The sequence below is a fragment of the Thiomonas bhubaneswarensis genome (assembly GCF_001418255.1).
GTDB classification, from domain to species: domain Bacteria; phylum Pseudomonadota; class Gammaproteobacteria; order Burkholderiales; family Burkholderiaceae_C; genus Thiomonas; species Thiomonas bhubaneswarensis.
This window is the reverse complement of the sequence record NZ_LIPV01000007.1, coordinates 105,657-117,988: the sequence shown is the minus strand read 5'-3', so window position 1 is coordinate 117,988 and position 12,332 is coordinate 105,657. Positions and strand designations below refer to the sequence as shown.

Genomic DNA, 12,332 nt, shown 5'->3' with positions numbered 1-12,332 from the left:
TTTCCCGGAAAACCGCCGGGATCGGTTCGGGGTGAAGTTACCCCGGAAAATCGGGTGCAAAACCGAACGCAAGATAACCGGCGTGCTGGCCGAATGCCTCATGCCGCGCTCACCAGGTGAATGATCTTGCCGGTGCCGGTGCAGAAGTCGGCCCATGCGCGCATCAATTCCCGGCGTCGCTCGAACAGGTCAGATCGTTGATAGGCGGCCTCTACCCGGTCGGCATTGACGTGCGCCAGCGCGGCCTCGGTCACGCTGCGCGGGTAGCTGGTCTGCTCCTCGCACCAGACACGGAATGACGATCTGAAGCCGTGCGCAGTCACATCGGGCGCGATGCTGTGCAGGGTCTTGTTGACGGCAACATCTGACAGCAGGCTATCCCTGCCGCCGGGGAACACCAGGTCAACCCCAGGGCGGCGCAGCGCGGTCATCGTGTTGATGATCTCGATTGCTGGCGCTGACAGCGGCACGCGGTGCGGCCTTGCCGCCTTCATGCGGTGTGCCGGGATCGTCCAAGTCGCTGCGTCCAAGTCGAACTCATCCCATCGCGCGCCTCTGGCCTCGCCACTGCGCGCAGCCGTCAAGACGATGAACTGCAAGCACAGCGCGGACACGTGCGTTTTCTCTGCCAGCGCGGCCATGATGCGGGGAACGTCCTGATAAGGCGCTGCGGCGTGATGCTCAGGCTTGGTGACTTTGCGCGGCGCGGGCAGCACCTTGTCGAGCGTGCCTTTCCATCTTGCCGGGTTGCGCGTGCCGTCGCACAGGCCATGCACGGCGGCGTAGTCCAGCACCGCCTCGATGCGGCCTCGCACGCGCTGTGCGGTCTCGGTCTTGGTTGCCCACATCGGCAGCAGGATCGCTTTCACGTCAGCCAGGCTGATCTCGGCAGGCAGCTTGTTGCCAATGGCGGGAAAGGCGTAGTCGCGTAGGGTGTTACCCCACTGCTGCGCATGCTTGGCGTTCTTCCAGCCGGGGCGCTTGGCCTCGATCAGCTCGGTGGCGCACTGCTCGAACGTCTTGCCGGGTGCCTGCGCCTCCTGCGGGCGGATCACATCGGCGGGATCGGTGCCAGCAGCAACCGCTTTGCGCATCGCCTCTGCCACATCGCGGGCCTCTGCCAGCGAACGGGTGTGCAGCGGCCCCAGGCCGATCTCCCGCACGTTGCCTGCGGCCTTGTATCGGAACACCCAGGCGCGTGAGTTCGAGTCTCGAACGCGCAGATACAAGTTGCCGCCATCGCTGTGAAAACCCGGCCCTGCGGTCTCCACCTTGCGCGCTGAAAGGATGTGCAATTTCGTCGCCATGTCCACACTCCGCCAACTTCGCCGGTCTTACCGGCGGTCTTACCCGTTGACGCGGATTGTAGGGGATTCTTGCGGATTGGTGCGGACAGTCTGCGCTGTAAGTGTCTGGATTTACTAGGGATATGTGGAGCGGTGCGGACAGGTGCGAACGAAGGTTTGGCTTTCCCTCTCTCCGCCAAAAAATGATCCCAAGTTATTGATGTGACTTGGGATTTTTCTTTTCTGGAAGTCCGAAACCTGCTCGCGGGTTTTGCCTGGTCCGACGAGCTGGCGTGTTTGCCTGTAGATTGCGGATATTGTTCCGATCACGGCATGGGCAGCTGCCTGGGCCTTGGGAATGCGTTCCACGCTTTGGATGCGCGATTCAGCCGATGGCCATGAGGCTGGCATTCCCGCCGGCGGCGGCCGTGTTGATGCTGATTGACTGCTCATGCAGCAGAAGTTCGAGCGGATAGTCGGCATTGACCAGGCTGTCGCATGGTGACAGGGCAAAGACCGGGACAACGGCGTGTTCGAAATGGGCGACTTCGGCTTGCAGCGTCAGCAGACCTGCGGGATGGCCTGCATACAAGGCGGCGTCGGGGGCGTCGTCGGGCTGGGCCGGTCGCACCCAATCGACCAGGGTCTCGGGAATGATGTTTGCAGCGGCCTGGGCATGTGGCCCTGACAGCAACGCGCGGTTTCCACTGGCCAGTGCGGCTGCGGCCTGACGCAACAGGCCGTCGCGGCTGTCGGCGTGGCAAAGCAGGGCGCCTCGCGGCTTGAGCACGTACTGGTTCTGCTCGCCGACCGGGCCTTGCAGGGTGATGGGCTCAAATGTCGGCGCCTGCACGGCATAGTTGCCCAACGCTTCCGGGTCGATGCCGTGGCTCTGTGCGGCCTCGGTGAGCAGGTCCAGTGCGGCGGGTGCCTGGTCGGCGCAGGGCAGAAACGGGGGGCAGGACGGCGCGATCAGGCGGCGCAGATAGAGCGGCCCGCCCGCCTTTGGACCGGTGCCCGAGCGCGCATGTCCGCCGAAGGGCTGCACGCCGACCACGGCACCGATCATGTTGCGATTGACATAGATGTTCCCGGCATTGATGCGGGACGTGACGTGAGCGATGGTCTCGTCGATGCGGCTGTGGATGCCGAAGGTCAGCGCGTAGCCCAGCGCGTTCACGGCGTCGATCGCTGCGTCGAGTTCGCTGCTGCGGTAGCGCAGCACATGCAGTACCGGCCCGAACACCTCGCGCCCGAGGACATCGATTGATGGAATCTCGATCAGGGTTGGCGCGACGAAATGGCCTCGGCGCGTTTCGGGCGGGAGGTCGGGGGAATAGATGGTCAGCCCCCTATCGCGCATGGCATCGATATGGGCGAGGATGGTGTCTCGGGCTTCGGCGCTGATGACCGGGCCGACGTCGGTGCCGAGCCGGTCGGGCCGACCGATGGCCAGCTCGGCCATTGCGCCACGCAGCATGTCGAGCAGCCGCGGCGCGATGTCTTCCTGGACCAGCAAGATCCGCAGGGCAGAACAGCGCTGGCCTGCTGAATCGAAGGCGGACGACACGATGTCGGCCACGGCCTGTTCGGGCAGCGCCGAGGAGTCGACGACCATCGCATTCTGTCCGCCGGTCTCGGCAATCAACGGAATCGGCAGGCCTTTGGCGTCGAGGCGCGAGGCAAGCTGCGTCTGGATCAGTCGCGCCACTTCCGTGGAGCCGGTGAACAACACACCGCGGATGCGGGCATCGCCCACGAGCGCGGCACCAACTCGGCCATCGCCCGGCAAGAGCTGGAGCGCCCCCGGAGGCACACCCGCATCGAGAAGCAGGCGCACGGCCGAGTGAGCGACGAGTGGCGTTTCCTCGGCAGGTTTGGCGAGCACGACATTGCCTGCGGCCAGCGCCGCGGCGATCTGTCCGGTGAAGATGGCCAGTGGGAAGTTCCACGGACTGATCGCGACCATCGGTCCGAGCGGTCTGTGCTCGGCGTTGTGAAAGCGCGTGGCCACCTGCGAGGCGTAGTAGCGCAGGAAATCGACCGCTTCTCGCACTTCGCCGATTGCCGCGGGCAGGGTGCGCCCGGCTTCGCGCACGATCAGGCCGACCAGCCAGGGCAGGCGCTCCTCGAACAGTTCGGCGGCACGTTGCAGAATCGCGGCACGGTCAGCGGCCGGTGTGGCCTGCCAGACCGGTGCCGCCTGCAATGCCAGCGTCACGGCGGTATCGATCTGCTCGGGCTGCGCCTCGGTAACGGTGCCGACCTGATCGCGCAGATCCGCCGGGTTGCGCGCAGGGCGCGTAGGGCCATCGATCTCGCCGGTGGCGAGAATCGGTCGTGCCTTCCAGGTCGCATCGACGCCAGCCAGCGCAGCCGCCGCGAGTGAGCCCAGACGCTGCTCGTTGCTCAGATCGAAGCCGGCCGAGTTGTCGCGCTCGGAGCCGTACAGTGTGCGCGGTAGCGCGATCTTCTCATGCCCCGCACCCAGCGGGGAGATGCGTTCGGCGATGTCGACGGGGTCGGCGACGAGCTCGTCCAGACTCACCGAGGGATCGTTGATCCTGTGAACGAAGGAGGTGTTGGCGCCGTTCTCGAGCAGTCGGCGAACCAGGTAGGCGAGCAGCGTCTCGTGGGTGCCGACCGGGGCGTAGATTCGACACGGCCGGTTCAGACCTTCGGCAGAGATCACCTCTTCATAAAGCGGCTCACCCATGCCATGCAGACACTGGAATTCGTACTGGCCAGCGTAGAAGTTCTCGCCCGCCATGGCGTGGATCGCCGCGACGGTGTGCGCGTTGTGTGTGGCGAACTGGGGAAACACCGCCTCTGGCGCCTCGAGGAGCTTGCGGGCGCAGGCCAGATACGACACATCGGTGTGAACCTTGCGGGTGAACACCGGGAATCCTTCGAGGCCGTCGATTTGTGCGCGCTTGATTTCGCTGTCCCAGTAGGCTCCCTTGACCAGACGCACCATCAGACGCCGCTTGGAGCGATGCGCCAGATCGATCAACACATCGAGCACAAAGGGCGCACGCTTTTGGTAAGCCTGCACCACGAAGCCGATGCCGTTCCAGCCCTGCAGCACGGGATCGAAGCACAGGCTCTCCAGCAGGTCGAGGGAAAGTTCGAGGCGGTCGGCTTCTTCGGCGTCGATGTTCAGGCCGATGTCGTATTGCCGCGCCAGCCGTGCCAGATGTGCCAGCCGGGGCAGCAGTTCATCCATGACCCGGTGACGTTGCGCCCGGCTGTACCTGGGGTGCAGTGCCGACAACTTGATCGATATGCCCGGGCCATCGTAGATGCCGCGCCTTTGCGCCGACTTGCCGATGGCATGGATGGCCTGCTCGTAATCGCGCAGGTAGCGTTCGGCGTCATGGGCAGTGACCGCGGCCTCTCCCAGCATGTCATAGGAATGACGGAACCCCTTCGCTTCCCGCTTGCGGCTGTTGGCCAGGGCATCGGCGATCGTCTGCCCCAGCACGAACTGCTCACCCATCAATCGCATCGCGATATTTACCCCGCCGCGCACCATAGGCTCGCCGCCACGGGCGACCAGACGCGCGAGCACGGACGACAGGCTCGCTTCACTGCTGGTTGCGACCAGACGTCCGGTGAGCAGCAGCCCCCAGGTGGCGGCGTTGACGAACAACGATCGGCCTCTTCCCAGGTGGTTCTGCCAGTTGCCGGCGCCTATCTTGTCACGTATCAGGGCGTCGCGGGTCGGGGTATCGGGGATGCGCAGCAAGGCTTCGGCGAGGCACATCAGCGCGATGCCTTCCTGGCTCGACAGGGCATATTCCTGCAGAAGCGTTTCAACGATGCCCCGGGTGCGTTTGGAGCGCAACCGCGTCGCCAGCATCGTTGCGGTCTGCTGTGCCGCTACCGAAAGAGGTGGTGGGAGTCTGGCCTGGGACAACAAGGCGGGAACGCATTCGGCCTCCGGGCGACGATAGGCGGCAGTCACTGCGGCGCGCAGTACCGTCTGCGGTTGCACCTCATGGGCGAGATCGAGAAACGGCACCAACGCCGTGGGAGACTCGTCCGGTATCTCTGCGATCTCCCCAGCGTTGTCTGGGCCCTGTTCCGATACCAGGCTTTCGCCATTTTCTAGGCGTTCGAGACCCTGCAGTATCAACTGCTTGACGACGAAGTGAGGCGTCCGCCCGTTCGCCTCGGCGGCGGCTTTGAGCCGCATACGAATCTGTTCGTCGAGCTTCACGCCGATGGTGGTCACGGCCATGGTTGCGCCTTAAATGTTTGAATCGGAAAAGGGTTGCACCTCAAGTTGAAGCTTAAGGCAAATCAGTAGGCGCCTTCGTCATTGGGTACAACTTTTTACATCAAAAAAGGTGCAACCCCGATGCGCGATTGTCATGCGCGCAGTATCTTGCACCCTATGGCAGCAGGCAGCCCGGTGCCCGTCACCGCCTGTGGATCAAGACATCTGCAATGGGTTCATGGAGTCGGGCGGCAAGGCGTATTTCTCGGCTCGATTCATTGAGCCTCGCAGTACCTGAAGTACGAGTCACCGTTGGTCTTGGTGCTGTAGAGGCAAGATCGCCCGTTCACTTTGCGACAAGGAGACAGCAATGCAACGTTTCAGCAAAATCGTGTTGACGAGCCTGATGGCGGCAGGTCTGGGCCTGGGAGTGGCTCAGGCCCAGGCTGCTTCGCTGATCAAGATCGGCGTACAGGCCCCGATCACCGGACAGTATGCGAATGAAGGCCAGGGTATCGCTGACGCGGTGAAGCTGTTGGTCAAGCAGCAGAACGCCAAGGGTGGTCTGCTCGGCCACACGCTCGAGGTCAAGGTCTGCGACGACCAAGGCGAGGCGGCTCCCGCAGCGATCTGTGCGCGGCAACTGGTCAATGATGGGGTGCTAGCCGTCATCGGCAGCTACACCAGCGGTGCGGCGCTCGCTGCCGAACCGATCTACGCCCGTGCCAATGTGATCCAGACCTCTGACGGCACCAGCGATGAACTGACTGCGCACGGCTTCAAGACCTTCTTCCGCAACGCGCCACCGAACAGCGCCGAAGCGTTGTTCACGGCGGGCTACTTCAAGGCAGCGGGCTTGAAAAAAATCGCTGTTATTACGGATCACTCCAGCTTCGCCACCGGGCTGGCCGACGCGGTCGTCGCCGATGCAAAGAAAGAAGGGATCGACGTGGTCGACAAGGCGTTCATCAACGCCGGATCGCAAAATTACACGCCGGTGCTGACCAAGCTGAACGCCATGCAGCCCCAGGCGGTTTACTTCTCCGGCTACTACACCGACGGCGGACTGATCAAGGCACAGATGGCGCAGCTCGGCATGAAGGCCAAGTTCATCGGTGGTGATGCCAACCAGAACGTGGCTTTCGCGAAGATCGCGGGCAAGGCGGCCGCTGGCGCTGTCATCATCAACGTACCGGCGCCGCAAGACCTGCCCTACCCGGCGGCCAAGGAGTTCCTCACGCAGTTCAAGGCTGCCTATGGCCACATGCCCCCGAGCATCTTCACCCTGACCAACGCCGATGGCCTGCGCGCCATCATTGCGACCGCCGAGAAGATCAAGAGCGTCGAGCCCGGCAAACTGATCCCGGCACTGCATGAGTTGAAGGACTTCGAGGGGCTGACCGGAACTTTCTCCTGGAATGCAGTCGGCGAGCGCACCGGCAGCCCGTATGTCGCTTTTGAGGTGATGCCAGACGGTAGCTACAAGATCATCTATCCCGCTTCGGCAGCTAGCCACTGATCTTGCATAGCCATTGCGCGTGGCGGCAGCAGCCGTCTCGCGCGGGGGAGACATCGTGATGCTGAGCACCGTGCTTCAGCAGCTTGTCAACGGCCTGACGGTAGGCGGCATCTACGCGTTGATCGCGCTGGGCTACACCATGGTCTACGGCGTGTTGCGGCTGATCAATTTCGCGCATGGAGATCTTTGCATCTTCGGCGCCTATATCGGTCTCGTGGCGCTTGGGTCGGGAGCCGGCAGTGGACAGTCGCAACTGTTGCTGCTCGGGGCCGCATTCCTTGCCGCCGCAGTGGTGGTGGGCGTGGCTGGTGTGGTGCTCGAATTCACCGCGTACCGGCCACTGCGCAAGGCCGATCGCTTGTCAGCCGTCGTTTCTGCATTGGGCGCATCGCTGTTCATCGAGAACGGCATCATGTTGATCTGGGGGCCACAGCTGCAGGTGTTTCCCAGCAATCTCTTGCCGTCGATGCACTGGACCTTCGGTGGCGCACGCATCGACCTCGTGCAATTGCTGATCATCGCGGGAAGCGCGCTGCTGATGGCCTTGCTCTACTGGTTCGTCCACCATACCCGCTACGGCACCGCAATGCGTGCCACGGCCAGTGACCAGGATGCAGCGCGACTCATGGGCATCAACGTCAACCGCGTGATCGTCAGCGTCTTCGTGATCGGCCCGGCGGTTGGTGCGATCGGTGGCCTGTTCATTGGTCTGTACTATCGACAGGTCTATTTCACCATGGGCTGGACCTACGGCCTGAATGCCTTTATCGCGGCGATCATCGGGGGCATCGGCAACATCCCCGGGGCGATGCTCGGCGGCGTGTTGCTGGGGCTGTTCAATGCCTTCGCTGCAGGCTTCATTTCGAGCTCCTGGCAGGAGGCGATCACCTTCGCCCTGCTGATAGGCATCCTGCTCGTGCGTCCAACCGGGCTGCTCGGCGAACGTGTCGCGGAGAAGGTATGAGCAAAATCGTCGCAGCGCTGCGTCATCCCCTGCTCGGGTCGGCGCTCTGGGTGATGGGTCTGGCGATTCCGTTCGTCCTCGATCCAACCTGGGTGTTCATCGCATCGCTCTTTGCGGTGTATGCGATTGTTGCGTTGAGCCAGGACCTGGTGCTCGGCCGCGCTGGCATGTTCGACATGGGGCACGCCGTGTATTTCGGTATCGGGGCCTACGTCACGGCCATCCTGAACACCCAGTTCGGCTGGCCGGTGTTCGCCACCTGGCCGCTGGCAGTGCTGGCAGCCGCGCTTGTGGGGGCGGTGCTGGCTGCTCCCATCGTCAGGCTGCGCGGCGACTACCTGCTGGTGGCGACCATCGGCTTCAATGCGATATTCGTGCTTGCGTTGAACAACAACGTCGGACACATCACCGGCGGCGCCGATGGCATCTTCGGCATTGGCGTGCCCAGTCTGTTCGGATGGCAGATCGCCAGCGCTTCAGCGCAGTTCTGGCTCGATTGGCTGGCGTTTGCGGTGGCGCTGGTGTTGATCCGAAACCTGGACCGTTCTCACCTGGGACGGACCTTCTACTACATCAAGCATGACCAGCTTGCGGCTACGACCATGGGGATCGACACCCACCTTTACCGCGTGCTGGCGTTCGCGCTCGGTGCCGCGCTGGCTGGGTTTGGCGGCACGCTGTTCGCCACGCTGATGGCAGCGGTCAGCCCGGGTGCGTTCGTGTTCACCGAATCGGTAACGTTGTTCGCGATCGTGCTGGTCGGCGGGCAGGGCTCCATCCCCGGAGTGCTGCTCGGGACGACGTTGATGTTCGTCGTGCCGCAGGCCTTCCGCAGCTTCGCCCAGTACCGTTATTTCGTCTTCGGCATCGCCATGGTCCTGGTCATGGTGCTGCGCCCGCAAGGCATCTGGCCGCGGGCGCGGCAACTGCGGGAGAAGGCATGACCGTTTCGCTCACGAGCCCTGACGAACTGTTGCGTCTGGATGGTGTGGGCATCCGTTTCGGCGGACTGCAGGCTGTCGACGATCTGAGCTTCTCCGTCGGACAGGGACAAATCGTCGGATTGATCGGCCCCAATGGCGCTGGCAAGACCACTGCGTTCAACATGATCACCGGGGTTTACAAGCCAACCGAAGGGCGGATCATCTTCGATGGCCGAGATATCACGGGGTGGGCGCCGCACCGCATCGCCCGGGTCGGCATCTTTCGCACCTTCCAGACCATCCGGCTGTTTTACGGCCAGAGCGTGCTGGTCAACGTGCTGGCCGGACTGCACCTGAAGACCCGGCAGCAATGGTGGCAGGGGCTCCTGCGCACCCCGTCGCAGCGGCAGGAGGAGACCGAGCTGCGTGCCACGGTGACGGAGTTGCTCGCACGCTTGCAACTCGATCATCTCGCGTATGAGGACGTTGCCTCTCTGCCCTACGGCGTGCAGCGTCGTGTCGAGCTGGCGCGTGCGTTGGCTGCCCGGCCCAAGCTGCTGATTCTCGACGAGCCGGCTGCGGGGCTCAACGATCAGGAATCCGCTGCACTCAATCGCACCATTCTGGATGTGCGCGATGAGGGCATCAGCGTCTTGCTGGTCGAGCACGATATGAACGTGGTGATGAACGTGACCGACAGCATCGTCTGTATCAATTTCGGACGCAAGATTGCCGAGGGCAGACCCGAGCAGATCCGTGCGCATCCCGAAGTCATCGAGGCCTATCTTGGCAAGGACGAGGATGAGGACGCTGAACAGCCGCAGGACACGGCAGCAAGAGGTGGTGCATGAATCTGCTCGAGATCGAAAAGCTCGACGTGCGCTACGGCCATATCCAGGCTCTCAGGGGCGTGAGCCTGTCGGTGAGCGAGGGTGAGATCGTGACCCTGCTCGGGGCGAACGGGGCAGGCAAGACGACGTTGATGCGCACCATCAGCGGCCTGTTGCGGCCGCACGCTGGCGATGTGAAGTTGCGCGGCAAGTCCATTGTCCGGGTTGGGGCGGACAACATCGTTCGTCAGGGCATTTCGCAGGTTCCTGAGGGACGGCGGGTGTTTCCCACATTGAGCGTGGCCGAGAATCTGCTGTTGGGTGGCTACACCCGGCCGACCGCAGAGGCCAAGGGCAGCATGCAACGTGTGCTCCAGATGTTTCCAAGGCTGGCCGAACGTCGCGCCCAATACGCGGGTACGCTTTCGGGCGGCGAGCAGCAGATGCTGGCGATCGGCCGCGCTCTGATGGCCAAGCCGACCCTGTTGCTGCTCGATGAGCCCAGCCTGGGTCTGGCACCGATCATCGTGCGCGACATCTTTCGCACTTTGCGGCAGATCCGCGAACAGGGCATGACCGTGCTGCTGGTCGAGCAGAACGCGCGAATGGCGCTGAAACTGGCCGATCGCGGTTATGTGCTCGAGACCGGCCGGATTGCGCTGCAGGGGTCAGCCCAGGAGCTTCTGGCGTCGCCCGAGGTGCAAGCCACCTACCTTGGCAAGGAGTCTGGTTCTCATGCCGCGATCAGCACACAGGCTGACGACTCCTGACGATCACGCTGCAGGTGTTGCAGCCTCAGCGCCGATCAGCGATTCGTAGCTGGCGTAGAACGACAGGATATAGGCCAGAAACAGGGCGATGACCACGGGCATGCTCAGCGTGGCCGACAGCGCTTCGCTGGCGCCCAGCAGGCTGGCGACCAGCACGATGAGCGTGGGCAGGCTGAGGAACAGCAGCAGCCACTGCACCGCGTAAATCGCGAACGCCTTGAGGTTGCGCACGCACAGCACGAAGCTGTAGAACAGCGCCTTGACGGGCGGCATGGCGTGCCAGACCACCAGGGGCGGCGCCAGCCAGAAGGCCAGCGAAACCGGTACATAGGCCAGGGTCGCGGCAATGGCCCCCATGCGCAGGCTACCGTCGGCGATGGTGCTTGCCGGTGGTTTGTCGCCGAGGAGCAGCAGGCGCAGCATGGCGCCGCCGTCGAACAGCGATCCCACCCCGAGCACCAGCAGCACGGCCAGGGTGTAGAGCACCGCCAGAGTCACCATATGTCGCAGCGCCTGAGGGCCGGCGCGAAAGCCGGTGAGCAGTACCGTGGGCCAGAGGGGTTGCTTCTGCGCGATCTGTCGGCTGGCTTGCATGAACCCTATCGTGCCGAACTGCACCACGAGCAGCGGGAACACGAGGCCGATGAAGGGAAGAGCCGAGACGAATCCGGTCACGACGATGTAGGCCACGATCATCAGCAGCGCGGCCCATGGTTGCGTCGCCAGGCGGCGAAAACCACTTTGGACCCAGATCAGGCCTTCGCGGGCAGGAACGGTGCGCAGTTGCATGTCAGGAGGGAGAGCAGGGGAGGATGGCCGGATGAGCTGCCATGGTATCGGCAGCCCAAAGGGCCAGGGTCAGTCTGGCATGAGGCGCTGACGCAGCACGCGCTCGAAGTGCGCGGGGTCGTGCGGGGTGAGCAGATGGGCGTCGCGGGGCAGGTGGTAGTCGGCCAGGCGCGAGGTCCAGAAGCGCAGCGCGGCGGCGCGCAGGGCGTCGGGCAGCAGGCTGTGCTCGACCTCGGTGAGGGGGCGCACGGCCTGATAGGCCTGCAGCAGCGCATCGCGGCGCGGGGCATCGAACGCGCCTGTCTCCAGGTGGATGCACCAGTCATTGAGCGCGACGGCCAGATCGAACAGCCAGGTATCGACCCCGGCGAAGTAGAAATCGAAGATGCCGGAAAGCGTCTCGCCCTCGAACAGCACGTTGTCGCGGAACAGGTCGGCATGCACGGCGCTGCGAGGCAGCGAAGCATAGGTCGCCGATTCGGCGACGGCGGTCTGGTGCGCGAGTTCGGCGCTGATGAGCGCGCGCTGATCCCCCGTGAGATAGGGCAGGATTTCGGGAATGATGCGGCGCTGCCAAGCCAGCCCGCGCAGATTGGGCAGCGTGCCGCCGTAGTCGCGCGCGGCCAGATGCATGCGCGCCAGCCAGTGGCCCACCTGCGCGCAATGCACCGCCTGCGGCTGCAACTGGCTGCGACCTTTCAGCCGCGTTACCAACGCGGCCGGTTTGCCTTTGAGCGTATGCAGCGTTTGCCTGGCGCGGTCGGGCATGGGGTCGGGGACGGGAACGCCATGCGCGGCGAGGTGGTGCATCAGCCCGAGGTAGAAGGGCAACTGCTCGGGCTGCAGCCGCTCGAACAGCGTGAGCACGAACTGGCCCCGCGTGGTCGTCAAAAAGTAATTGGTGTTTTCGATCCCGCTGGCGATGCCTTGCAGGTCGGTGCGCGTGCCCAGATCGAAGCGAGACAGCCAAGCGTCGACCTCTGCTTCATCGAGCGGTGTGAAAACGGCCATGAACGGGAATCGGAAAGA

General features: G+C 63.7%; 9 protein-coding genes. 5 read left to right on the top strand and 4 right to left on the bottom strand.

All coding sequences use genetic code 11. The features are described 5' to 3' along the window. Window positions 1-98: 98 nt before the first annotated feature. Both ASC45_RS10615 and putA read right to left on the bottom strand, forming a co-directional pair. Window positions 99-1,307 (bottom strand): tyrosine-type recombinase/integrase, encoded by a 1,209-nt coding sequence (locus ASC45_RS10615; RefSeq protein WP_055451007.1) that lies wholly within the window; start codon window positions 1,305-1,307, stop codon window positions 99-101. 364 nt (window positions 1,308-1,671) lie between these two features. Next, on the bottom strand, window positions 1,672-5,529 hold the full coding sequence (gene putA, locus ASC45_RS10610; protein ID WP_055451006.1) for a trifunctional transcriptional regulator/proline dehydrogenase/L-glutamate gamma-semialdehyde dehydrogenase: 3,858 nt from the start codon (window positions 5,527-5,529) through the stop codon (window positions 1,672-1,674). 349 nt (window positions 5,530-5,878) lie between these two features. Between putA and ASC45_RS10605 the strand changes: the two genes are divergently transcribed. The 5 genes from ASC45_RS10605 to ASC45_RS10585 are packed head-to-tail and all read left to right on the top strand — an operon-like array spanning window position 5,879 to window position 10,514. Beyond that, window positions 5,879-7,027, top strand: a complete 1,149-nt coding sequence (locus ASC45_RS10605) for a branched-chain amino acid ABC transporter substrate-binding protein (protein ID WP_082454362.1) — start codon at window positions 5,879-5,881, stop codon at window positions 7,025-7,027. A 58-nt stretch (window positions 7,028-7,085) separates the two neighbouring features. Beyond that, a complete protein-coding gene (locus ASC45_RS10600) occupies window positions 7,086-7,991 on the top strand; it encodes a branched-chain amino acid ABC transporter permease (protein WP_055451098.1) in 906 nt (301 codons plus the stop codon). After that, window positions 7,988-8,935 carry a branched-chain amino acid ABC transporter permease gene (locus ASC45_RS10595; RefSeq protein ID WP_055451005.1) on the top strand — a complete coding sequence of 316 codons (948 nt, stop codon included), beginning with the start codon at window positions 7,988-7,990 and terminating at the stop codon, window positions 8,933-8,935. The genes ASC45_RS10600 and ASC45_RS10595 overlap by 4 nt, the downstream gene beginning before the upstream one ends. Next, a complete protein-coding gene (locus ASC45_RS10590) occupies window positions 8,932-9,765 on the top strand; it encodes an ABC transporter ATP-binding protein (RefSeq protein ID WP_055451004.1) in 834 nt (277 codons plus the stop codon). The genes ASC45_RS10595 and ASC45_RS10590 overlap by 4 nt, the downstream gene beginning before the upstream one ends. 2 nt (window positions 9,766-9,767) lie before the next feature. Then, the gene (locus ASC45_RS10585; RefSeq protein WP_055451097.1) at window positions 9,768-10,514 is read left to right on the top strand and encodes an ATP-binding cassette domain-containing protein; all 747 of its coding nucleotides are present in this window, start codon (window positions 9,768-9,770) and stop codon (window positions 10,512-10,514) included. 3 nt (window positions 10,515-10,517) lie between these two features. Here the strand turns inward: ASC45_RS10585 and ASC45_RS10580 are convergent, their stop codons facing one another. Together ASC45_RS10580 and ASC45_RS10575 are read right to left on the bottom strand one after the other, a co-directional pair. Continuing rightward, window positions 10,518-11,303: a BPSS1780 family membrane protein gene (locus tag ASC45_RS10580; protein WP_055451003.1), complete on the bottom strand. Its 786-nt coding sequence runs from the start codon at window positions 11,301-11,303 to the stop codon at window positions 10,518-10,520. A 69-nt stretch (window positions 11,304-11,372) separates the two neighbouring features. Continuing rightward, on the bottom strand, window positions 11,373-12,314 hold the full coding sequence (locus tag ASC45_RS10575; protein ID WP_055451002.1) for a homoserine kinase: 942 nt from the start codon (window positions 12,312-12,314) through the stop codon (window positions 11,373-11,375). Window positions 12,315-12,332: the final 18 nt, after the last annotated feature.